The organism is Methylobacterium nodulans ORS 2060, from assembly GCF_000022085.1.
Taxonomy (GTDB): Bacteria; Pseudomonadota; Alphaproteobacteria; order Rhizobiales; family Beijerinckiaceae; genus Methylobacterium; species Methylobacterium nodulans.
Window position 1 is genome coordinate 295,807 of record NC_011894.1, and the last position, 22,202, is coordinate 318,008.

Annotated in this window: 18 protein-coding genes; 12 read left to right on the top strand and 6 right to left on the bottom strand. The window is 71.3% G+C overall.

Annotated features, from left to right (window positions below):
• The first annotated feature begins 142 nt into the window (after nt 1-142).
• The 5 genes from MNOD_RS01305 (at nt 143) to MNOD_RS01325 (ending at nt 7,430) form a co-directional block, all read left to right on the top strand.
• Complete coding sequence (locus MNOD_RS01305; RefSeq protein ID WP_015927023.1) at nt 143-511, top strand: DUF983 domain-containing protein; 369 nt, start codon at nt 143-145, stop codon at nt 509-511.
• Nucleotides 511-1,272 (top strand): SURF1 family protein, encoded by a 762-nt coding sequence (locus MNOD_RS01310; RefSeq protein WP_015927024.1) that lies wholly within the window; start codon nt 511-513, stop codon nt 1,270-1,272. The genes MNOD_RS01305 and MNOD_RS01310 overlap by 1 nt, the downstream gene beginning before the upstream one ends.
• Before the next feature lie 336 nt (nt 1,273-1,608).
• On the top strand, nt 1,609-3,024 hold the full coding sequence (thrC, locus tag MNOD_RS01315) for a threonine synthase (RefSeq protein WP_015927025.1): 1,416 nt from the start codon (nt 1,609-1,611) through the stop codon (nt 3,022-3,024).
• Nucleotides 3,021-4,316, top strand: a complete 1,296-nt coding sequence (locus MNOD_RS01320; RefSeq protein WP_015927026.1) for a M16 family metallopeptidase — start codon at nt 3,021-3,023, stop codon at nt 4,314-4,316. The genes thrC and MNOD_RS01320 overlap by 4 nt, the downstream gene beginning before the upstream one ends.
• Nucleotides 4,317-4,550: 234 nt before the next feature.
• Entirely contained in the window at nt 4,551-7,430 is a 2,880-nt protein-coding gene (locus MNOD_RS01325; protein WP_015927027.1) for a sensor domain-containing phosphodiesterase, read from the top strand.
• Nucleotides 7,431-7,634: 204 nt separating this feature from the next.
• Here MNOD_RS01325 and MNOD_RS01330 read toward each other — a convergent pair whose 3' ends face one another.
• Nucleotides 7,635-8,615 carry an IS110-like element ISMno29 family transposase gene (locus tag MNOD_RS01330; RefSeq protein ID WP_012631021.1) on the bottom strand — a complete coding sequence of 327 codons (981 nt, stop codon included), beginning with the start codon at nt 8,613-8,615 and terminating at the stop codon, nt 7,635-7,637.
• Between the two features lie 550 nt (nt 8,616-9,165).
• Entirely contained in the window at nt 9,166-9,552 is a 387-nt protein-coding gene (locus MNOD_RS01335; RefSeq protein WP_015927028.1) for a response regulator, read from the bottom strand.
• A 254-nt stretch (nt 9,553-9,806) separates the two neighbouring features.
• Here MNOD_RS01335 and MNOD_RS01340 point away from each other — a divergent pair, with 254 nt between their 5' ends.
• From MNOD_RS01340 to MNOD_RS01355, 4 genes are all read left to right on the top strand, one after another.
• On the top strand, nt 9,807-10,148 hold the full coding sequence (locus tag MNOD_RS01340; protein ID WP_015927029.1) for a hypothetical protein: 342 nt from the start codon (nt 9,807-9,809) through the stop codon (nt 10,146-10,148).
• A gap of 43 nt (nt 10,149-10,191) precedes the next feature.
• Nucleotides 10,192-11,157, top strand: coding sequence for a ferredoxin reductase domain-containing protein (locus MNOD_RS01345; RefSeq protein ID WP_015927030.1), 966 nt, complete (start codon nt 10,192-10,194; stop codon nt 11,155-11,157).
• Nucleotides 11,158-11,235: 78 nt separating this feature from the next.
• Nucleotides 11,236-13,941 (top strand): ATP-binding cassette domain-containing protein, encoded by a 2,706-nt coding sequence (locus tag MNOD_RS01350; RefSeq protein ID WP_015927031.1) that lies wholly within the window; start codon nt 11,236-11,238, stop codon nt 13,939-13,941.
• Nucleotides 13,942-14,089: 148 nt separating this feature from the next.
• Complete coding sequence (locus MNOD_RS01355; protein WP_043747813.1) at nt 14,090-14,968, top strand: MBL fold metallo-hydrolase; 879 nt, start codon at nt 14,090-14,092, stop codon at nt 14,966-14,968.
• A 130-nt stretch (nt 14,969-15,098) separates the two neighbouring features.
• Here the strand turns inward: MNOD_RS01355 and MNOD_RS01360 are convergent, their stop codons facing one another.
• The 3 genes from MNOD_RS01360 to gcvA are packed head-to-tail and all read right to left on the bottom strand — an operon-like array spanning nt 15,099 to nt 17,727.
• Nucleotides 15,099-16,112, bottom strand: a complete 1,014-nt coding sequence (locus MNOD_RS01360; RefSeq protein WP_015927033.1) for a nickel/cobalt transporter — start codon at nt 16,110-16,112, stop codon at nt 15,099-15,101.
• Nucleotides 16,103-16,747 carry a DUF1007 family protein gene (locus MNOD_RS01365; protein ID WP_015927034.1) on the bottom strand — a complete coding sequence of 215 codons (645 nt, stop codon included), beginning with the start codon at nt 16,745-16,747 and terminating at the stop codon, nt 16,103-16,105. The genes MNOD_RS01360 and MNOD_RS01365 overlap by 10 nt, the downstream gene beginning before the upstream one ends.
• Nucleotides 16,748-16,800: 53 nt before the next feature.
• Nucleotides 16,801-17,727 carry a transcriptional regulator GcvA gene (gene gcvA / locus MNOD_RS01370; protein ID WP_015927035.1) on the bottom strand — a complete coding sequence of 309 codons (927 nt, stop codon included), beginning with the start codon at nt 17,725-17,727 and terminating at the stop codon, nt 16,801-16,803.
• A gap of 108 nt (nt 17,728-17,835) precedes the next feature.
• On the opposite strand from gcvA, the gene MNOD_RS01375 reads away from it, so the two are divergent.
• Nucleotides 17,836-18,066 (top strand): DUF1127 domain-containing protein, encoded by a 231-nt coding sequence (locus tag MNOD_RS01375; protein ID WP_015927036.1) that lies wholly within the window; start codon nt 17,836-17,838, stop codon nt 18,064-18,066.
• A 108-nt stretch (nt 18,067-18,174) separates the two neighbouring features.
• On the opposite strand, the gene MNOD_RS49840 is transcribed toward MNOD_RS01375, so the two are convergent.
• Nucleotides 18,175-20,235, bottom strand: coding sequence for a calcium-binding protein (locus MNOD_RS49840; RefSeq protein ID WP_015927037.1), 2,061 nt, complete (start codon nt 20,233-20,235; stop codon nt 18,175-18,177).
• A 240-nt stretch (nt 20,236-20,475) separates the two neighbouring features.
• Between MNOD_RS49840 and MNOD_RS01390 the strand changes: the two genes are divergently transcribed.
• On the top strand, nt 20,476-21,216 hold the full coding sequence (locus tag MNOD_RS01390) for a helix-turn-helix transcriptional regulator (protein WP_015927038.1): 741 nt from the start codon (nt 20,476-20,478) through the stop codon (nt 21,214-21,216).
• Nucleotides 21,217-21,491: 275 nt separating this feature from the next.
• Nucleotides 21,492-22,142 (top strand): acyl-homoserine-lactone synthase, encoded by a 651-nt coding sequence (locus tag MNOD_RS01395; protein ID WP_015927039.1) that lies wholly within the window; start codon nt 21,492-21,494, stop codon nt 22,140-22,142.
• Nucleotides 22,143-22,202: the final 60 nt, after the last annotated feature.

Consider the following 22,202-nt stretch of genomic DNA (forward strand, 5'->3'; position numbering starts at 1 on the left):
GAAAGCCTAAGCGGACGAAGCGGTGGCACGCTCCGCCAAGTCTGCTTAGGCCGGTCCCGGTTGACCGGCCCTCGCAAACGGGATCCGGCGACCGGCGGCGCCCCGAAGGATCGCGGCCCGCATCAGCGAGGAGCATGTAGAGGTGGACGACATCCGCGCAACCTCATCGCCGGCAACGGCCGGCCTGCGCGGGCGCTGCCCGCGCTGCGGCGAGGGCCATCTGTTCAAGGGATTCCTGAGCTTCCGCCCCCGCTGCGAGGTCTGCGGCCTCGACTTCAAGTTCATCGACTCGGCCGACGGGCCGGCCTTCTTCGTGATGTCGATCGTCGGGCTCATCGTCGTGGCCCTCGCCATGTGGGTCGAGTTCGCCTACGAGCCGCCGCTCTGGGTTCACGCCGTGCTGTGGGCACCGCTCGCCATCGTGCTGAGCCTGGTCCTAGTGCGTCCCCTCAAGGGCCTGATGGCGGCCCTACAATTCTCCAATAGGGCCGAGCAGGGGCGTTTCCGCTGATGGATGCGGCGGCAGAACCGGTCCGGCGCTCCCCTCCCTGGCGCGACCTCCTCGCGCCGGGCCTCGCGACGCTCGTCTGCCTCGCGATCCTCCTCGCACTCGGCACTTGGCAACTGCAGCGCAAGGCCTGGAAGGAGGGCGTGATCCGACAGGTGGTGGAGCGCTCGCGGATCGATCCGCCGCTCGCGCCCCCCGCCGCCGGAACCTGGGACCCCGCCGCCGACGAGTTCAAGCGGGTGCGCATCACCGGCCGCCTCCTCAACGACAGGGAGACACTGGTCCACGGCCTCGCGCCGGGCGAGGCTCCGGGCCGCGCCCTCCAGGGCTACTACGTGCTGACGCCGCTCGTGCGGGAGGACGGCCCGCCGATCCTGATCAACCGCGGCTTCGTCCCGACCGAGCTCAGGAACCCGCGCGACCGCGCGGCCGGCGAGGTCGCGGGTCCGGTCACGGTCACCGGGATACTGCGGGCGAGCGAGGAGCGGGGCCTGTTCGTTCCCGCGCCCGATCCGCAGCGGGGCGAATGGTTCAATCGCGACATTCCGGGCATCGCCGCCGCCCGTGGCCTCACGGAGGTCGCGCCCTACCTGATCGAGGCCGACGCGACGCCCAATCCCGGCGGCTGGCCCCGGGGCGGACAGCTCCGGGTCGATCTGCCGAACAACCACCTGCAATACGCCTTCACGTGGTACGGCATCGCGCTGTGCCTCGTCGGCGTGTTCTCGGCCTATGCCTGGAAGCGGCTTCGCGAGGTGGCTTGATCCCAACGGCCCGGGCTGCTGACGCAGCGGGCCGTTGACCCATCTCGATATGAGTTCGCCACCGGCTGCGCCGACCCTGACGGATGAAACCGGTCGCGCGGCGCAGCCGCAGCCTCGAAGCACGCCTGAACGTTGGTCCAAGGCTCTGGTGGGTGGGATCAGCGGTCAGGCGTGCTTCGAGGCTCCTTCGGAGCACCTCAGCATGAGGAGCGGGGCGGCTTCCACGTAGGTCAGGTTCTATTTTGCCCCATCCGGCGGGCATCCCGCTGCGATGCGCTTCCGGCTGACGCCGCCGGACAATTCGTGTAGGGCGTCCGCAGCTTCAGGACGTTCCCCGTGCTTCATGTCTCGACCCGCGGCGCCGCCGCAAAGCTGACCTTCACCGATGCGCTCCTCGCCGGCCTTGCCCGCGACGGCGGCCTCTACCTCCCCGAGCGCTGGCCCGCCCTCGATCCGGCGGCCATCGCGGGCCTTGCCGGGCGTCCCTACGCGGCCGCAGCCAAGACCGTGCTGTCGCCCCTCGTCGACGGCGAGATCCCGCAGGGCGACCTCGACCGGATGATCGAGGGGGCCTATGCCACCTTCCGGCACCCGGCCGTCTGCCCGCTGGTGCAACTCGGCGACAACCTCTTCCTGCTCGAACTCCACCACGGCCCGACGCTCGCGTTCAAGGACGTGGCGATGCAGCTCCTCGGGCGGCTGATGGATCACGTGCTGAAGGCCCGCGGCAGCCGCGCCACCATCGTGGGTGCCACCTCCGGCGATACGGGCAGCGCCGCCGTCGAGGCCTTCCGCGGCCTCGATCAGGTCGACGTCTTCATCCTGTTCCCGCACGGCCGCGTGTCGGAGGTGCAGCGGCGCCAGATGACGACGGTGGATTCGGCCAACGTCCACGCCGTCGCGGTCGAGGGCACCTTCGACGATTGCCAGGCGATCGTGAAGGCGCTGTTCCAGCACCCGCGCTTTGCCGAGGAGGTGCGGCTGTCGGGCGTCAACTCGATCAACTGGGCGCGGGTCGCCGCGCAGGCCGTCTACTACTTCACCAGCGCCGTGGCGCTCGGCTCCCCGCATCGCCCGGTCTCCTTCTCGGTGCCGACCGGCAATTTCGGCGACATCCTGGCCGGTTGGGTCGCCAAGCGGATGGGCCTGCCGGTCGGCCGGCTGATGATCGCGACGAACGCCAACGACATCCTGGCCCGCACGCTGGCGAGCGGCGCCTACGAGGTGCGCGGCGTTGCCCCCACCACCTCGCCCTCGATGGACATCCAGGTCTCCTCGAACTTCGAGCGCCTGCTCTTCGAGGCCCTCGACCGGGAGCCCGAAGGGCTCAACCGCCTGATGGCGAGCCTCAAGCAATCGGGCGCCTTCTCGCTCCCGCCCGCGGTGCTGGAGCGGGTGCGGGCGGAGTTCGACGCGGCGGCGGTCCAGGAGCCGGAGGTCGCGGCCGAGATCCGCGAGACCTACCGGAGCACGGGCTATGTGCTCGATCCGCACAGCGCCATCGGCGTGCGGGCCGGCCGCCGGCTCCTCGATGCCGATCCGGCGACGCCGGTCGTGGCGCTCGCGACCGCGCATGCGGCGAAGTTCCCGGATGCGGTCGAGGCCGCGACGGGGCAGCGCCCTGCCCTGCCGCCCCATCTCGCCGACCTGATGACCCGGCGCGAGCGCTTCGCCGTGCTGCCCAACGACGAGGGCGCGGTCGAGCGCTTCATCCGCGAGCGGGCGCGCATCCTGCGCGGAGCCGCCGCGTGAACGAGCATTTCGCGACCTTCGGCGCCTCGCCCTCCTTGCGCATCACGCGCCTGCCGAACGGTCTCACGGTCGCGACCGAGCCGATGCCGGGCGTCGCCACCGCGACGCTCGGCGTCTGGGTCGGGGCGGGATCGCGCCATGAGCGGCCGCAGGAGCACGGGCTCAGCCACCTCATCGAGCACATGGCCTTCAAGGGCACGTGCCGGCGCAGCGCCCGGGCCATCGCCGAGGACATCGAGAATGTGGGCGGCGACATCAACGCCGCCACCAGCGCCGAGCAGACGAGCTACACCGCCCGGGTGCTCGGCGAGGATATCGGGGTCGCCCTCGACGTGATCGGCGACATCCTGACGAACTCGGTCTTCGACGCGGGCGAGCTCGCCCGCGAGAAGGGCGTGATCCTGCAGGAATACGCCGCCGTCGAGGACACGCCGGACGACGTGGTCTACGATGCCTTCACCGAGGCGGCCTTCCCCGACCAGCCGATCGGCCGCCCGATCCTCGGCCGGCCCGAGACGATCCAGAGCTTCGACCGGCGGGCGATCGAGGTCTATCTCGCCCGCGAATACACGCCCGACCGCATGGTGCTGGCAGCGGCCGGCGCCGTGGAGCACGAGGCGATCGTCGAGGCGGCCGAGCGCCATTTCGGAGCCCTGCCGGCCCGCACGGCGCCCGACGCGGAAGCGGGCCTGTATCTCGGCGGCGAGCGGCGGATGCTGCGCAAGCTCGAACAGGCGAACCTCGTCCTCGGCCTGCCCGGCCTCTCTTTCCGGGACGAGGGCTATTACGCGCTCCACCTCTTCGCGCAGGTGCTCGGCGGGGGCCTGACCTCCCGGCTCTGGCACGAGGTGCGCGAGACCCGCGGCCTCGCCTACGAGATCCATGCCTTCCATTGGCCCTTCTCGGATTGCGGCCTGTTCGGGATCGGCGCGGGCACGGCCGGCGCCGATCTGCCGGCCCTGGTCGAGGTCACGGTCGCGTGCCTGGGCAATGCCGCCGCCTCGATCGAGGAGACGGAGCTCGCCCGCGCCAAGGCGCAGCTCAAGGTCTCGCTGCTCTCGGCCCTGGAGACGCCCGGCGGGCGAATCGAGCGCATCGCCCGCCAGATCCTCGCCTGGGGCCGGGTGATCCCGGCCGAGGAGATCATCGCCAAGGTCGATGCGGTGACGCCCGAACAGGTGCGCGCCGCGGGGCGCGCCGTGATGGCGGGCGCCCCGACCCTCGCGGCGATCGGGCCGATCCGCAAGCTCCCGAGCCTCGACGCGGTCGGAAACGCCCTCAAGGCTGCCTGAGCGTCGGTCGCCGAAGGGGCCGGCGCCGGGGGTCCCACCCTGCCTCGCCCCGCGGCAACTTGATTTGGCCGCAAAGCGGGACCAACCAATTCCATCGCCGGACCGGGAGACGAAAGGCAGGCCGCGGGGGAGACCGGGTCCTCGCGCCTTGCTCCCACGCTTGGGCATCGATACGGTTCGGCGGCTCCTCGACGGCCCGCCTCCCCTCCCCGGTCTTGAAGACGTTCTAAAGCGTTGCGCCACGCCTCCCTTGCCCTCGCCCTCCTCGTCGCCCTCGCGGGGGCGCTCCTGCCGTCCGCGGCGCGCGCGCTGGAGGCGGTGCGGGTCGGGCTCGACGCCCAGGCGATCGACCTCACGCCCGCCATCGAGCGCTACCGCTCCGACGGCGACCTGATCCAGATCTCGACGGCGCCCGGCAAGGACGGCATCGTCCGGCGCATCGCCGTGAAGGCGCGCGAGACCGGGGCGCGGCCGGACTGGATCGTCTTCGCGCTCACCAACGACACCGACGAGCAGATCGACCGGCTTCTCGTCGCGCCGCATTTCCGTCTCGTCGGCTCGGGCATCATCTGGCCGGATCTCGGCGGCTCGCGCATCGCGGCGATCACCGCGAGCCAGGGCATCCGGCCCGAGCGCGACGAGAGCCCGGATGCGGACCAGTTCACCGTCACGCTCGATCCCGGCACGACCGTCACCTTCGTGGCGGAGCTGCGCACCCCCAACGTGCCGCAGCTCTACCTCTGGGACCAGGACGCCTACCGCAAGAAGGCAACCGGGCTCACCCTCTACAAGGGCATCATCATCGGCATCGCGGGGCTCCTCGCGCTCTTCCTCACCGTCGTGTTCGTGGTGAAGGGCGCGATCATCTTTCCCGCCGCGGCGGCGCTGGCCTGGTCGGTGCTGGCCTATACCTGCATCGATTTCGGCTTCTTCCAGCGGATCTTCCCGGTCACGGAGGCGGCCGAGCGGGTCTACCGCGCCTCCGCGGAGGCGGTGCTCGGCGCGACGCTGCTCGTCTTCCTGTTCGCCTACCTCAACCTCGCCCGCTGGCACGTGCGCTACAGCCACGTGGCGCTCCTGTGGCTGATCTTCCTCGCGGGCCTCGTGGCACTCGCCGTCGTCGACCCGCCGGTGGCGGCGGGCGTGGCGCGCATCTCGATCGCGACCGTGGCGGGCGTCGGCCTCCTCCTCGTCGTGTATCTGGCAGCCCATAACGGCTACGACCGGGCGATCCTGCTGATCCCGACCTGGCTTCTCCTGACCGCCTGGGTGGTGGCGGCGGGTTTCGCGATCACCGGGCAGCTGCGCAACGACCTCGTCCAGCCGGCGCTGATCGGCGGCCTCGTGCTCATCGTGATGCTGATCGGCTTCACGGTGCTCCAGCATGCCTTCGCGGGCGGGGGCATCGGCACGGCCGTGGTCTCGGACACCGAGCGGCGGGCGCTGGCGCTGACGGGTGCGGGCGACGTGGTGTTCGACTGGGACGTGCCCGGCGACCGGGTCTTCGCCGGTCCGGAGATCGAGAGCCAGCTCGGCCTCAAGCGCGGCGCCCTCGAAGGACCGGCCGCGAACTGGCTGGCGCTGCTCCACCCCTTCGACGTCGACCGCTACTCGGCGGCCCTCGACACGGTGATCGAGGAGCGCCGCGGGCGCATCTGCCAGGATTTCCGCCTGCGTGCCGCCGCCGGCCCTTATTACTGGTTCCGGCTCAAGGCCCGGCCGGTGATCGGGGCGGATGGCGAGGTGATCCGCATCGTCGGCACCATCGCGGACGTGACGGAGGTGAAGATCGCCGAGGAGCGCCTGCTCCACGATGCGGTGCACGACAACCTCACGGGCCTGCCGAACCGCGAATTGTTCAACGACCGGCTCGACGCCGCCCTGACGCTCGCGGCGCAGGATCCGCGGCTCAAGCCCACGGTCTTCGTCCTCGATATCGACCGCTTCAAGCAGGTGAACGACGCGATCGGGCTCTCGGCGGGCGATTCGATCCTGCTCACCCTGTCGCGCCGCCTCGGCCGGCTGCTGCGCCCGCAGGACACGCTGGCGCGGATCGCCGGCGACGAGCTCGCGGTGATCCTGGTCTCCGAGCGCGACCCCGACCGCATCATCGCCTTCGCGGACATGATCCGGCGCGCCATCACCACGCCGATCACCTACGCGGACCGCGAGATCTTCCTGACGCCCTCGATCGGGGTGGTGCTGCACGAGGCGGGCAGCAATCCGAAGCGCGACCAGATCTTCAAGAATGCCGAGATCGCCATGATCCAGGCCAAGCGCCAGGGCGGTGACCGGATCGAGGTCTACCGGCCGACCATGCGCTCGGACCGCGGCGACCGGCTGATGCTGGAGAGCGACCTGCGCCAGGCGCTCGAACGCAACGAGATCAAGGTGCTGTTCCAGCCGATCGTCCGGCTGGAGGACCGCACGGTCGCGGGGTTCGAGGCGCTGTTGCGCTGGGACCATCCCAAGCACGGGCGCATCCCCCCCCAGACCTTCATCCCGATCGCGGAGGAATCCGGCCTCATCGTCGATCTCGGCGTCTTCGCGCTGGAGCGCACGGCGGCGGAGCTCGCCGCCTGGCAGCAGGCGCTGGTGGTCGAGCCGCCGCTCTTTGCCTCCGTCAACGTCTCCTCGCGCCAGCTCCTGCGCCACGACCTCCTGCACGACGTGAAGACGGTGCTCGCCCGCACCGGCGTCGCCCCCGGGTCGCTCAAGCTCGAACTCACCGAGAGCCTGGTGATGGAGAACCCGGAATACGCCGCGCAGATGCTCGCCCGCATCGCCGAACTCGGCGCCGGCCTCTCCCTCGACGATTTCGGCACCGGCTACTCGGCGCTGGCCTATCTCCAGCGCTTCCCGTTCGACACGATCAAGATCGACCAATCCTTCGTGCGCCAGATGGCGAACGGCCGCTCGGTGATCCTGCGCTCGATCGTGCGGATGGCGCAGGAGCTGGGGCTCGAGATCGTGGCCGAGGGTGCCGAGACCGAGGCGGATGCGCGGGCGCTGGCGGAGATCGGGTGCGATTACGCGCAGGGCTTCGCCTTCGGCGAGCCGATGTCGGTCCATCAGGCCCGCCAGCTCGTGGGAGCGGCGCCGGCCGCCGCGTGAGGCCGGCCCGCGCGGCGACGCCGGCGCCGTCGTCCGGCATCCGGTCGATGGCTCCGCCATACGGGACGGCTTCGCCATGCGGATGTCGGCTCGCTCAGGTGGATGATTCTCCGCCCCTTCGCGCTCCCTCTTTCCGGGCCCGTTCGGGCCTGCACGACTGCAGCGTCAGCGGAATGCGACCCGGGAAAGCATCTGTGTTTGGCGTCAAGCCTGTTGGGGCTGATTTGGCGTCCAGAGGCGGTCCTGAGCGATGAGGCTGTTGGCCAGCACGGCGAGCTTGCGGGCCACGGCGATGATGGCGCACTTTGGCTTCTTGCCGTTGGCGATCAGGCGTTCGTGGAAGGCTTTCAGGCCGGCGTTGTGGCGGGCGGCCGAGAGCGCCGCGAGGTAGAGGACGCGGCGCACGGGCGGGCGGCCGCCCCAGATGACCCGCACGCCCTGGCGCGCGCCGGAATCGTCGGCGACCGGCGCCAGGCCCGCCAGCAGGCCGATCTGCCGGCTGCTGCAGGTGCCCAGCTCGGCCAGGCTGGCCACCAGGGTGGCCGCGATCGTGTCCCCGATCGAGGGGATCGAGACCAGGATGGCATGCCGCCGGGCCAGTCCGGGATCGGCCGCGATGAGCCGGCGGATCTCGCCGGCAAGGGCCTCGATGTCCGCGGCGATCCTGGCCAGACGGTCCTGGAACTGGCGGATCAGGAACGGGCTTGCGGCCGCGGCCAGCTGGTTCTTGAGGGCGGTTTGTTCGGCCACGGCGCTGTCGCGGGCCGCGACCAGTTCCTGGAGCGCTTCGAGCGCGTCCGAGGCCGGCGGGCGCTGCGGGGGGGCCATCACCGCGGCAAACTGCGCCAGCACGCGGGCATCGAGCCGATCGGTCTTGGCCCAGATGCCTTGCGCCTTGGCGAACATGCGCACCCGAAACGGATCGACGACGGCGACCGGCAGGCCCGAGGCATGCAGGCTGCGGCGGGTCTGGCGGTGCCACTTGCCGGTGGCCTCGACCACGACCAGCCCCAGAGCAAAGCGCCCAAGCCAGCGCTTGAGCTGCCGGATGCCGACCTCGGTATTGGCGAACCGCTGGGCTTGGCCGGAGGGGAGGACGTGGACGTCGAGCCAGCTCTTGCTGACGTCGATCCCCACGCTAGACTTGCCCGCGGTCTCTTGTTTGGACACTTCCTTGCCTTGCATACGGGACTTGCTCCCCAGCATCTGTTCAGGACAAGAGCCAGAGGGCGGCCGGATCCTGCTTTCCCACGGTGCCAATCCTAGAGGGAGATCGATCCCGGCCGCCCGCGTCGCGGCCGGTGGCCACCGGCCGCGACGCACCTCACAGCTTGGTGCGCTGGTCGGCCCGTCAAACATGCAAGAGGGAGCGGGCGACAGTAGGCCGAGCGAGACGATCGTCGGTCATCGATCGTCTCCGGCTGCGTCAGACGGAGGTCGTTGCGTGGGCCGACGCGGTCTCAATCGACAACACACCATCTTGGGGTGCGCGGATCCGTATGGATCATCCTGAGGTTTGATCCGTCAGGGGGGCGCCGCCAGGGGTGAACTCATGCCGAGGGGCTACGGCAGTGCCGCAGCCTCTGGCCGGCTGCCGGTGCGATCGAAGAACGCCGTCACTTGGCATGAGGAGCAGGGCGGCTTCCAGCACGTCGGGTTCGATTTCGACAGAGCGAGCACTCGGCGTCGCAGACTCCATCTCACCCGCAGAGTCACCCGCAGAGCCGACTTCCATTCAGGCATGCGCGTCTCCGGCGGCTTGCGGGGCGCCGCACAGGGCCTCGAGGGTCCGGATCAGCCGGTCGGCGCTCACCGGCTTGCGGTGGACCGGCAGGTCGGGCCACATCAGGCGCATGGCGCGGGGCAGAACGCCGCCCGTGCAGACCAGCACGGGAATCCCGCTGCCGATCAGCCGCTCGGCCGTCGGCGTCGCCTCGCCATCCGCAAGGTTGAGGTCGAGGATCGCGACGTCGACAGGCTCCCGGTCGAGGAGCACCAGGGCCTCCCGGTTCGACCGCACTGGTCCGATCGGGCAGCCCTGCGCATCCGCGACGACGTCGGACAGTTCCAGAGCGATCAGCATCTCGTCCTCGACGATCAGGATGCGCCGGCCAGTCAGCATTGGGGAATCTCCGCAGGCTCCCGTGGGAGCCGGCTGGTGATGGGTCGGAGGAGCAGTGTCGCCGGGGGGAGGCCAGCCTCGCTGCAAGAGCACCGAATCGCCGTCTTCCAGACTTGTTCGGCGCCGGCCCGGGGTCAATCAATCAGATCTTAACCATCGGACTTAAGTGCTCCTTAACCTTAACGGAGCCATGGTCGGCCTTATGGACGCGGCGCCCGGAGCACGGGCCCGCCGCACCGGATGAGGGACGAGCCATGGGCGAGGCGGCACGGGACGAGGCGTGGCAGGATCGGGCCCCGGACTCGTCGAGCCTTCTGCGGCGATTGCTGCTGCGCCCCGTCCCGCGCCTCCCCGCGCCTCCCCTCGACGCCGGGGTGGAAGACATCATCGATGAGGAGGATCTGGAGGAGGCCCTCTCGCGGCTCGAAGCCGAGAACCTCGTCATCAAGGCGGCCCTGAAATCCGAGCGCGCGGAAGCCGCGGAGCTGCGGGCCCAACTGGAATCCCTGAGCGAGACGGAGACCGCAGACGACCTTCGCGCCGACCGTGATCGCTGGGCAACGCTCGTCGAGCGGCTGCTCTTTGCCGGCCGCTGACGCGGCCCGCCCCGTCGCGCCGCGTTGAGATCCGGCCCTTCCGATGGCGTCCCGCCCGCGCTGCTCGCTCGTCCTCAACGGCAAGACCGTCCGCGTCGCGACGGGCGACACGCCCCTGGAGGCGGCGCTCACGGCCGGCGTCGCCGCCGGCCATGACGGGATCGTCCAGGATGCGATCCCGCGCCTGCCCAAGACCAGCCGCACCCGCCCGCGGCTCGGCGACGGCGCCACCCGCCAGGGGCCGGCCCCCTCCCCTCTGGCGGCTCTGCGCGCCGCCAAGCGCGCCGGCACCGTTCTGTCCGTCACGCCCCTGTCGGACGCCGTCCGCGAGGTGGTCGTCACCGTCTCGCGGCCCCTGGACATCCAGCCGGGGCAGGCGATGGAGGTCGCCTTCTCGGGCTTCCCGGCCCGGCCCCTCTGCCCGACCCAGCGGCTCGACGGCGCGACGGAACTCAACGAACTCGTCTTCCACCTGCGCCGGGACACCCATCTCGGCAGCGCCCTCGGCGAGGCGGTCGGCCCCGGCCATGCGGTGCGCCTCCGGGGCCCGGTGGGCCCGGCGTCCTATCGGCCCGGGACCGGACGGCTCGTGCTCGTCTCCGCCGAGACCGGCTTCGCGCCGATCTGGGCCATCGCGCGCGCCGCGCGCCACCTGGAGCCGGAGCGCGAGATGGTGCTGATCGCCGGCGCCCGCGACGCGGCCGACCTCTACATGCGCCCGGCCCTGGCCTGGCTGCGCGGGACCGGCGTCACGCGGATCACCCTCGTGGCGGCGGTCAACCGCATCGGTGTGCCCGACGTGCGTCCCGGCCCGATCGCCGCGCATCTTCCGCCGCTCCTCACCAGCGACTGCGTCCACGCGGCGGGCGCACCGGACGTCGTCCGGGCGGTCGAGCGGCTGGCGGCGGAAGCCGGCGCGTCCTGCGCGGCGATCCCCTTCCTTCCCCAACTGAGCCGCGCGCGCAGCCTCGTCACGCCCGGAGAGCCGGACGCGACGCACAGGCGGTGAGGCCGGCCGCAGTATTGCCGCGCCGGTGCCGGACACCCACTATCGGCCGCGGGGCGTGGCGGACGAACAGGGTCGAGGATGGAGCGGGATCCGATCGCGTTCGCGTGGCGCAGCGCCCCGCGCCAGCATACGGCGGCCATTGCCGTCGCGGTGGGCCTCGGCACGCCCGTGGTGGCGCTCGGCCTCGCCCTGATGCGCGACCTCGTGGACGAGCTCCTTGCCGTCGCCGACCCGGCCGGGCCCCTTCTGCTCCTCCTGCGCGTGTCGCTGCCGCTGCCCGAACGACTCGGCGGGACGATCACCCTTTTGCCCGGCTGGCCGGTCGATGCGGCGGAGATGACGCTCTGGGCGGTCGGCGGGCTCGCGGCCGTCGCGCTCGCCCTCGCCGCCCTCGGCTGGCTGACGGCCCGGCTCTGCTTCGCGGCGCAGGGGGCCGCCATCGAGCGGCTGCGGCACCGGGCTGCCGAGGCGATCCTGCGGTCCGGCCCCGCCGGCCGGGAGGAGGCGCGGGCGCTCGGCCATCAGGTCGGCGAGGCTCTCCGGGCGGTCGACGCGCTCCTCGCCGTCGGCCTCCTCGTGCCGGCGCTGACGGCGGGTGCGGTGCTCCTGGCGCTCCTCGTCGCGGCGGCAGCGGCTCCGCGCCTGGTTCCGGCCGTGGCGGTGAGCGTGGTGGCGGCGGCGCTCGCCCGCGCGCTGCTCAACATCCGTGCGAACCGCCAGAGCGAGCAGCGGCGGGAGGAGAGCTCAGCCCTGGAGCGCGCCCTCGCCGATCTGGTGCGGCGGCTTCCCGCCGTGCGGGCGCATGGCACGGCGGCCTTCGAGCGCGCCCGGCTCGGCCACGCGGCCCATTCGGCCCGGCGCGGACTCGCCCGGGCGGAGGCGTCCCTCGCCCGGGCACGGGCCCCGGCCCTGGCGCTCTTCGTCCTGCTGCCGGCCATCGTGCTGGCGACCGCGCTCTGGCAGGGCGAGGGCCCGCCGCGCCCGGTCACCGCGGGGGCGCTGGCCGCCGCCTTCGGGGCGCTGGCGCTCGCCGCGAGCCTGCTCGCCCTGTTCCTGCGCCAGACCGAGCGCCGCCGTGCGGCCCTTCCGGCCTTCCGGGAGATCAGCCGTATCGTGGCCTCCCTGGAGGCACGGGCCCGGGCCGTCCGACGCCACGGCCCGGCCGCCCGGTTTCCTGCCTCCGGCGCCGTGGCGCTGGCGGGCGTCGCCGCCTACGATCCCGCCTCGGGCGAGCGCCTGACCGGGCTCGACCTCGTCCTGCCGATGCCGAGCCACGTGGCCATTCTCGGAGGGCGCGGCAGCGGCGGGCGCGTGCTGGCCGCCCTGATCGCCGGCCAGCTCGAACCCACGGTCGGCCGCGTGACCTATGCGGGCATCGACCTGCGGGCGCTCGATTCGTCGGAGCGGGCGCGCCGCATCGCCTTCGCGGGCGACGAGCCGGTGCTGATGGCCGGCAGCCTGCTGCAGAACCTCCTCTACGGCGACCTCGCCTTCGTGGACGGTTCGGCGCCCGATCCGGAGGCGCCGGCCGCCCATGCGCCGCACCTGGAGGAGCGGCTCGTCGAGGCTCTCGCCGTGACCGGTCTCGATGCCCTGGTCACCGCGCGCGGGCTTGCCAGCCTCGTGTCGCGCACCATCGACCCGGCCACTGCGGCCGCGATCGTGGAGACGCGCGGGGCGCTGCGCGCCGCCCTCGCGGCGGAGAACGCCGCTCACCTGATCGAGCCCTTCGATCCGCACCGCTACAACGCCCAGGCGACGGTCGGCGAGAACATCCTGTTCGGCAAGCCGGTCGGCAGCGCCTTCTCCGAGGGGCGGCTCGCGAGCCATCCCTTCACCCGCGCGGTGCTGGAGGCCGAGGGGCTCACCCGTCCGATGATCGAGATGGGCCTTTCCATCGCCCGGGCGACCGTCGAGATTTTTTCCGATCTCCCCGACGACCACCCGCTCTTCGACGCGTTCTCGCTGTTTCCGGCCGCCGAGCGCGGCTTCTTCGAGGATCTGGTGGCGCGCCAGCCGGAGGCGACGGGCTGGCGGCGGGGGCCGGCCGGGCAGCGCGACCGCGCCCGGCTGATCGGGCTCGCGTTGCGCTACAGCGAGACGCGGCACCGCTTCGGCCTCATCGACGCCGCCTTCGAGGAGCGGCTGGTCGCCGCCCGCCACACCTTCGCGGCCCTGCTGCCGGCCTCCTTACGCCCGGCGGTGGAGTTCTACGACCCCGGCAAGGTCACGGTGGCGGCGAGCCTGGAGGAGAACCTGCTGTTCGGCCGCATCGCGGGCGCCGAGGCCGGAGCCGGGACGCGGGTGCGCGCCGTCATGCAGCGGGTGCTGGCCGAGCGCGGCCTCGAACGGACCGTCTTCCGCCTCGGTCTCTCCGCCCGGGTCGATCCCCGCGCCGCCGAGAGCAGCCTCGGCGCCCGGGACGGGGTCCTGACGCCGGCCGAGCGCAGCGCGATCGACCTCGCCCGCTGCCTCGTGCGCCAGCCCGACATCCTCGTCGTGGGGCTGGCCCTCGACGAGCGCAGCCCGGGGGAGATCCGCGCGGGCCTCGCGCGGCTGCGCGCGGCGCGGGCGGGGCGGGGTCTCGTCGTCTGCCTGCCGGACGAGGCGAGCCTGTCGCCGGACGCCCCCTTCGACGCGGTGATCCGCGCCGAGCGCAACACAGCGCTGCTCCTTGCACCCTCCGGGCCGCCGAACGAGTCCACCCTCTTGCGCCGCGCCGCGGATCCGGGGAACTTCGCGGACGAGACAGCCGTTCGTGATGGAGTGACCGCGTGGAGATGACCGAGGTTCCGCAACGACGCGACCGGCCATCGCCCGGAGTGGCCGTTCTGCCCGGTGCAAGGGCAGGGATACTGCGCGGCGTGATGGCGAGGGACGTCCTGTGCGAAGCCGCACATTCTTTTGCGACGAAGCGGATCACCATCCGCGCATGACACAAGAGGGTCTCACTGCGCCGGGTGACCTGACGCTTCGCTTCTGGGGCGTGCGGGGGTCGATCTGCGCGTCCGGCCCGAACTTCGTGGAGTTCGGGGGGCACACGCCATGCGTCGAGATCCGCTGCGGCGAGCGTCTGTTCGTCATTGATGCGGGCACGGGCCTCAATGCGTTGGGCGCCCATCACGGGGCCGACCTGCCTCAGCGCATCGACCTGCTGTTCAGCCACCTGCATCTCGACCACGTCACCGGGCTCGCCTTCCTTAAACCCGCGGTGCTCGACAAGAATCGCGAGATCCACACCTATTGCGGCAATCTCGACGGGCAGAGCGCCGAGGAGCCGCTGAACCGCCTGTTCTCGCCGCCGCTCTTCCCGATCACCCTCGACGCCCTGCCGGCACGCTTCGTCCATCACGGCTTTCGCGCGGGCGAGACCCTGACCTTCCCGGACGGGATGGAAGTCGACACGCTGCCGCTGCAGCATCCGCAGGGCGCCACCGGCTACCGCTTCCGCCATGCGGGCCGCACCGCCTGCTACATCAGCGACATCGAGCACAGCGAGCCCTGGCCCGAACGGAACCTGCTGCACTTCGTGGAGGGGGCCGACCTCATCCTCTACGACGGCATGTTCACCGAGGGCGAGTATCCGTCCTGCCGCGGCTGGGGCCACTCCACCTGGGAGAAGGGCGTGGAATTGTGCCGGGCCGCGAAGGTCGGCCGACTCGGCATCATTCACCTCTATCCCCAGCACGGCGACGCGATGCTGCGGGACATGGAGCAGGCCATGCAGGCCGCGATGCCGACCGCCTTCATCTGCCGCGAGCGGCAGAAGATCGTGCTGCCGGCCGAGGTCAGGGTGCCCGAACTCGCCTGATGGACCGTCGCCGTTCTTGAAAGACCGACAGGCGGGGCGACCGCCGTCATCCGGTCGATCGTGCCGGATTCGTCCTCCTCCTGAGGGGGCCACACCGCCCGCAGATCAGAGCGGCGGAGCCGTGACGGGCTCAGACGATCGCCGCCGCGTAGCCGGCGAGAAGGGCGGTGCCGAGCACGAGCACGAAGGCCGCTGCCAGGAGTTCGAGCGTCCCGACCGCGACGGCACCTGCCTCCCCGCGTCCGCCCGCGAGGCGCAGCGCCAGCGCCTTGGCGAAGACAGCGAGCGCGGCGAGGGCCGAGGTGGTGAGGGCGGTGCCGAGCGCCATCGCCAGCGTGGCGAGTACCCCGGCGAGAAAGACGCCCTGGGACAGCGCGAAGACCAGGACGAGGATCGCCCCGGCGCAGGGGCGGGTGCCCGCCGCGATGACGACGCCCGCCTGCTCCCGCCAGGTGCCGAGCCGCTCGATCCGCCGCGCATCCGCCAGAACCGCGTGGCCGCATTCCGGACCGCAGGGTGCGGCGCTCCCCCCCTGCAGGCGGGCGGCCAGCGCGCCCGCCTTGCGCCAAGTCACGGCGAGGCCGAGGAGCGCCACGCAGGCGAAACCCGCAGTCTCGATCCAGCGGCCGGCCTCGGTCAGCCCGGCCGCGGTGAGGCGCAGCAGCGCCGCGCCGCCGCCGACGAGCGCGAGCGCCACCATGGCCTGCAGCAAGGCCGCCGCGGCACTCAACGTCACCCCCCGGGCGAGCGCCCGCTCTCCGGCCACGATGTAGCCCGCGATCACCGCCTTCCCGTGCCCCGGGCCGGCGGCATGGAAGATGCCGTAGGCGAAGCCGAGGCCGGCGAGGAGACCGTAGCCCCCCTGCCCTGTCCTGACGGCCGAGACGGCAGCCTGGAGGCTGCGCGAGAAGGCCGCCTGCATGGCGAGCAGCCACGCGCCGAGACTCCCCGCTCCGGAGGGGGCCGCCTCGCGAAATCCCATGCCGAAGGGCGAGCGCGGCGGCGGCGCGAAGCCCGGCGCCAGGAGCGCGACGAGCCCCGCGAGGAGGAAGGCCGCCGCGGCCACGGCCGCGAGGGCAAGCCCCACGCGCAGGATGGCCCCTCGGGCCGGCACAAGCGGGAGAGAGGCGGATCTCACGAGCACGAGACGATGATCCGGTTGGCGAACTGCACCCCGTAATTCGCCGCGTCGGTGAGTGCGGCGAAGAACGATTCCGACATGCCCGTCTGCGGCGGCGCGCTCTTCGGGCGATGCGCGACGGCCTTGCAGCCGGAAGGCGCCCCCTTCAGCGCCGCGACCGCATCGCCCTCGGCGAGGCTGAAGGCGACGAAATAGGTCGGGTCGTAGACTTCGAGGGCGAGCGCGCCCCGGGCCGGGGCCTTCAGCGGCAGCGTGAAATGCAGGGTGAGCTGCCCGTCCGCGTAGGTCATGGCGGGCGCCTCGGGCCCCGAGAAGTCCTGCCGGCGTCCGTCGACCTTCAGGCTGGTGAAATAGCCGGAGTCGCCGAGCGCCTCGACATTGTCGCGGGCGAGCGCCGCCAACGCCTCGGCATTCGGGATCCCCTGCCCCAATCCCTGCACCGTGAAGGCCGAGTAGGACGGGTCGAAGGTCCAGGCATGGCGGATCGCCGTGACGCGGCCATCGGGGGCGAAGACGAACTCGGCCCGGGTCGTGACCCAGACATGCGGGTGGGCATGGGCCGCGCTGAGGCTCGCGGCAAGCAGGACCCCGGCCAGGGCGGGGACGCGCAATCGAATCGGCTTGGTCACGCCCGGCACGCTCGCGCTCGTTGGTTAAGCGATGGTGAAAGCCCGGAACGAGTGCTCCCGCGTCACTGCGGCGAAAGCGGGGCGTCGGCTTGCGCGCGAAGCCAGGCCCGGAAATGCGCCACCTTGGGCGGATCGGGTTCGTCTGGCGTGACGATGAAGAACGAATAGGGGCTCGGCACCTCCTCGGCAAAAGGGCGCACGAGGCCGCCGGGCTCCAGCAGGTCGCCGCCGAGGACGCGGGTCGCGAGGGCGACGCCCTGACCGGCGGTCGCCGCCTGCAGCACCATGAAGGTATGGGTGAAGGTCGGGCCGCGCTTGGCGACGAGGTCCGGCATGCCGACCGCCGCGAGCCATTCCCGCCAGCCGATCCAGCCGATCATGCCCGCGTCGAGCGGATCGTCGTCATGCAGCAGGGTGTGGCTCGCGAGATCCTGAAGCCTGCGCAGGGGCGGCACCCCGTCCCGCAGGCGCGGGCTGCACACGGGAAACACCGCGTCGCGTAGCAGCAGCTCCGTGCGCACCCCTGCGTAGCCGCCCTTGCCGTGGCGGATGGCGCAATCGGCGGCCTCCCGGGTGAAGTCGATCACCTGGTTGTTGGCGACGATCCGCACGTGGAGGTCGGGATTGGCCTCCCGGAAGCTCCCGATCCGCGGAATCAGCCAGAGCGCCGCGAAGGAATGGGTCGTGTTGATGGTGAGCGCGGTGTCGTCGCTCCGACGGCGCAGGGCCAGGGCCGCCGCAGCCACCCCGTCGAGCAGGCTTGCCGCGGCATCGGCGAAACGGGCGCCCGCCGGAGTCAGCACGACCCCGCGGCTCGGCAGGCGACGAAACAACGGCAGGCCGAACCATGCCTCCAGCGCCTTGACCTGCTGCGCCACCGCGCCTGCGCTGACGCCGAGTTCATCGCCCGCCGCCTGGAACGTGGCGTGGCGGGCCGCCGCCTCGAAGGCCCGGACGGCGTTGAGCGGCGGCAGGCGTCGCGATCCCATGCCGTAGTTTTCCTATGCCGGCGACCTAGAGCTTCTGGTTTGCCCCAAGCCCCGGTCCACGGCAAGATTTCCTCACACAATACCCGTGAGCGCCTAGAGGAGAGAGCCATGACGGTGCTCGTCACAGACCGAGGAAATCTGCGTCTTGTTCCCTCCGTCAGCCTGCGCCCGCCTCGTCCGACGCGGGCGGTGTCGGTGATCGAGCGGCTCGAACTCTGGGCGCAGCGGCACAGGCAGCGGCGGGAGTTGCAGACATTATCGGAGCGGACGCTCGACGATATCGGCCTGTCCCGCGCCGACGTCGCCCGTGAAGCGGACAAGCCGTTCTGGAGGGGATAGCCTTGTCCGAGTAAACTTGCGGCCTCCGAGCAGGACTCGGAGGCCGCAGGATCGATGGAGCCGGGCCGGCTCGCGTGAAGCGGCCGGCCCGGCGCATCAAGCGCGCGTTCAGGCGAAGGTGAAGTTGTCGGCCGTGAGGCTCGCCAGCTGCGTGTTCTGCAGCCGGATCGTGTCGCCCGCGCCGTAAGAGATCACCGCGTCGGCGCCAACCTGCTGAGTCGCCGCCTGGACGGCGGCGAAGGACGCGAAGGCACCGCCGTTGAAGGCGATCACATCGCGCTCCGCACCGCCGACCGTGAAGTCGCGGATGAGATCCTGGCCGTCGCCGCGGCCGAACCCGAAGGTGTCGGAGCCGGTGCCGCCCACGAGCTCGTCGTTGCCGGCATTGCCAAACAGCAGGTCGTTGCCCGCCTCGCCGTAGAGCGCGTCGTTGCCGGCGCCGCCCGACACGTAGTCGTTCCCGCTGCCCGCGCCGATGAAGTCGTGTCCGTCCTCGCCGAACACGGCATCGTTGCCGCCGCTGCCGAACAGCGTGTCGTTCCCGTACCAGCCGCGCACCACGTCGTCGCCCTCACCGCCGTCGACCCGGTCGTCACCCGCATCGCCGAAGAGCGTGTCGTTGCCTGCGCCACCGTCAATCGAATCGTTGCCCGCAAGACCCGACAGGTAATCGTCGCCGGCCGCGCCCCGGATGGTGTCGTCGCCGTCGTTGCCCCAGATCAGGTCGGCGATCTGGCTGCCCACGAGGCTGTCATTGCCGGCCGTGCCGTTGATGGTCCGGTCGACATACATCATCTGGAGCTGGCCGCCCTCGACGATCTCGGACGAGCCGAAGGCGTAGTGCGCCTGGGTGTCGAGGAGGAAGGCCTGCCGGCCCGGACCGCCGAAGATCGTGCTGACGTCGAGGACGCCGGAGGATTCCTCGTCCTGGGTGAAGGGCGGCGTCAGCCCCGAGAAGCGCGCCGGATCGTGCTCACCGAGCTGGGTCAGGGCGTCCGTCGCCGGATCGTACTGCCACATCTTGGCAAGGCGCGCGTTGTTGCCCGGATCCTCCTGCAGGATGACCCGGCCCTCGGCCGTCACCGTCAGGTTGTCGAACATCACCTGGCCTTCGGTGCCGTCCAGCAGCATCTTGACCGTGCCGCCGAGTTCCGGACGGGTCACGTCGGTGAAGTCGAGCGCCCAGAGCCGCGAGGGGCTGGTGATCGCGTTGGTGGTGGTGAAGTAGAAGCGGTTCGGGTTCGTCGGATCCCAGGCGCCGTCCTCCGGACGCAGGAAGGCGGTCACACCCTCGGCGGTGCTCTCGGCCTCCAGCTGGGCACCGGTCACGGCCGACACGTCGCCGTTCGGCCCCATCTCCTGCAGCGTGAAGGCGGTGCCCGCCGCGGCCACGGAGGTGGTGTTGGTCTCGGCGGCGAAGGCCGGGACCTTGATGCCGTAGAGCTTGCCGTTGGTGAGGCCGGCCTTCTCGATCTCGGTGCCGGTCGCCTGCTTGTTGCCGGCATAGACGTAGAGCTGGCCGCCGGACGAATCATCCAGGCCGATCGAGACGGTCTTGGCCCCGGAGCCCGGGTTCGCCACCGAGTTCTCGAAGGAGAAGTTGCCGAGGCGCGGAAGCTCGTAGACGCGGCCGGCCTCCGGGCCGTTCACGATCCAGGCGAAGGCCCGGCCCTCGGCGCCGCTTTCCTCGCCGTTCATGAAGATGCGGGTCTGGGTGCCGAGGCCGGTCGTGGCGTCGTAGAAGGCCGAAACCGCCGGCAGGTCGGCCGAGCAGAGCCGCGAGATGGTGGTCGGGCCCTGCACATAGGTGCCGGTGGTGGGGTTGAACGTGAAGGTGCTGGTGCCGAGATCGCTCGCGGAGCGCACCTGGAGCGTCGCCTTGTCGATGATCAGCCGGTCGACGAAGGCACCGATCGCGCCATGCGCGCGGGTGGCGCCGGTGGTCTCACGGAGTTCGTGGTTCACGAGCACCGTGGCGGTGCCGTTGCCGTTGTCGAAGGCGCCGATGCCGTCCGGGATGCCCGCGAAGCGCCACGGAGTTCCGTCGCTCTTGACGGAACCGGCGACCGTGTCGCCCGCGCTCAGGATCGAGGTGAAAGCGACCTTGTCGGTGGTCGGGACGAGATAGGGCGATTGCGTAGTCGACGGTCCGGTCTGGTTGGCTGCCATGGAAGCCCCCTGGTTGGAATGTTTCCAACGAGCCCATAGCGACGCTTCAGCAACACTCGGATGACGGAGCCGCCTAAATATCCGCGCCGCACGGCGAGCCGGACGCGGCCTCTTAATCGCTGCGTTCTGGCAGTCCAGCTTCAGTCCCGGCTACCAAGCGGCAAGGATTTCGTGCACTCTGGCGCTGGATGCGCGTGATGGACCACATCGGGCACCGTCGCACGGGGCGTAGAGGTCGGCATGTCGGGCATGGAGGACTTTTTTCTACGCGAGACCTTCGCGCTGATCGATGCGCTCGACGAGGTTCGGGACCCGTTCGAAGCGCAGACGCGGATTTTCGAGCACATCCAGCACGTGGGCTTTACCTCGTTCACCATCACGCGGCTGCCGCGGCCGAGTGACCGGCTGGGCCCGAACATGCTGTTCAACATGTGGCCGAAGGATTGGCTCACGCATTATGACCGCGTCGGACATTACCGATTCGATCCCGTGGTCCGGCAATGCTACCGGACGACCGAGCCCTTCGCGTGGTCGGAGGTTCCCTTCGACGCCGACCAACCGGACCGCGCCCGCCGGGTGATGGACGAAGCCGCGGCGTTCGGCTTAGGCTTCGGGTTCTGCATCCCGGTGCACGACGCGCTCGGCTTCCAGGGCGGCGTGTCGCTGGCGGGCGAGCGCATCGACCTCTCCCCGAAGATCCGGCGGGGCCTGCACATGCTGGGGCTCTACGCCTGGGGCGCGGCGACGCGGACCACGGAGGATCGCCGCCGCAGCGAGCCGGGGCGGCTGCTGAGCGCCCGTGAGCGCGACGTGCTGTCCTGGGCCGCGATGGGGCGGACGCGCGAGGAGATCGCGACCATCCTCGGCGTGTCTCACGAGACGGTCGCGACCCATCTCAAGAGCGCCCGCATCAAGATCGGGGCCCGCAACACGACCCAGACCGTCGTCGAGGCGCTGCGCAAGCGCGAGATCACGCTCTGACCGCAGCCGGTCGCGGTCCCCTGGTTCGGCTCCAGTGCCAGGAGCGCCCGGCGGGCGCTTCGACCCGGTGGGCTGTGCGGCAGGGGCCGGTCGAGGGGCCTGAGCAGGACGGCATTGGCAAGCCGCCATGTCGCCCGCCGAGAGTCGCCCGCCGAGACTTTCGGGGATACGAAACCTGCTGAGCCGTATGAGAAGTTTGGCCGCCTCCCCGAAAACGGGGATACCGGGCTCCCCACTCCTCTGTCCCAATGGGGTCGTGCCCCAGAGGGACAGGAATGATCCGGCTTCACGCCATCGACCACAGCAACCGCGAGCGCTATGCGGACGTGCTCCGCCAGCACGACCGGCTGCGCCGGCGCCTTGCCGCCGCGGGGCGCTGCTGGAGCCTCGCAGCGGCATCCGATGATTCGGGCGCCGTGGCGGGGCAGGGTGTCGATCTGGTTGCGCTCGCCCCCTGCGGGCAGGTCGCGGGCGGCACACGCCTCATGCCCACGGAGGGGCCGACGCTCCTCGGGGACGTCTTCCCGCATCTCGCGGACATGCGCGATGCCGCGCGCGGCCCGGGGGTCTGGGAGTGGACCCACTTCGTCGTGGCGCCGCGCTTTCGCGGCGACGGACGACGCTGCCACGTCAGCGGGGTGCTCGCGGTCGGCCTCGTCGAGCATTGTCTCGCCCGCGGCATCACCCGGATGAACGTCGTCACCGAGACCTTCTGGGTACCGACCGCCTCGGAGCTCGGCTGGCAGCCCCGGCCGCTCGGCCTGCCGGTCGAGCGCGACGGCGTGTCGATCTGCGCCTTCACGGTCGCGATGACGCCGATGGCCCTGCGCACCACCCGGGCGCTCTACGGCGTCGCCGATCCCTGCCTCTGGGCGCCGGCCCATTCCGCCGGACGGCTCGCACCGCGCCAGACCCTTCATGCCTAAGCCCGAGATCCCCGGACGGGATCAGCCGGAGGTCCGCGAGGCCGGGCCATCGCCGAGAGT

Coding starts and splice junctions, on each gene's coding strand:
- gcvA (WP_015927035.1), bottom strand. CDS start 17,727: ATGGGATCGCGACGCCTGCCGCCGCTCAACGCCGTCCGGGCCTTCGAG.
- MNOD_RS49840 (WP_015927037.1), bottom strand. CDS start 20,235: ATGGCAGCCAACCAGACCGGACCGTCGACTACGCAATCGCCCTATCTC.
- MNOD_RS01355 (WP_043747813.1), top strand. CDS start 14,090: ATGACACAAGAGGGTCTCACTGCGCCGGGTGACCTGACGCTTCGCTTC.
- MNOD_RS01340 (WP_015927029.1), top strand. CDS start 9,807: ATGGGCGAGGCGGCACGGGACGAGGCGTGGCAGGATCGGGCCCCGGAC.
- MNOD_RS01375 (WP_015927036.1), top strand. CDS start 17,836: ATGACGGTGCTCGTCACAGACCGAGGAAATCTGCGTCTTGTTCCCTCC.
- MNOD_RS01345 (WP_015927030.1), top strand. CDS start 10,192: ATGGCGTCCCGCCCGCGCTGCTCGCTCGTCCTCAACGGCAAGACCGTC.
- MNOD_RS01330 (WP_012631021.1), bottom strand. CDS start 8,615: ATGCAAGGCAAGGAAGTGTCCAAACAAGAGACCGCGGGCAAGTCTAGC.
- MNOD_RS01335 (WP_015927028.1), bottom strand. CDS start 9,552: ATGCTGACTGGCCGGCGCATCCTGATCGTCGAGGACGAGATGCTGATC.
- MNOD_RS01310 (WP_015927024.1), top strand. CDS start 511: ATGGATGCGGCGGCAGAACCGGTCCGGCGCTCCCCTCCCTGGCGCGAC.
- MNOD_RS01350 (WP_015927031.1), top strand. CDS start 11,236: ATGGAGCGGGATCCGATCGCGTTCGCGTGGCGCAGCGCCCCGCGCCAG.
- MNOD_RS01390 (WP_015927038.1), top strand. CDS start 20,476: ATGTCGGGCATGGAGGACTTTTTTCTACGCGAGACCTTCGCGCTGATC.
- MNOD_RS01395 (WP_015927039.1), top strand. CDS start 21,492: ATGATCCGGCTTCACGCCATCGACCACAGCAACCGCGAGCGCTATGCG.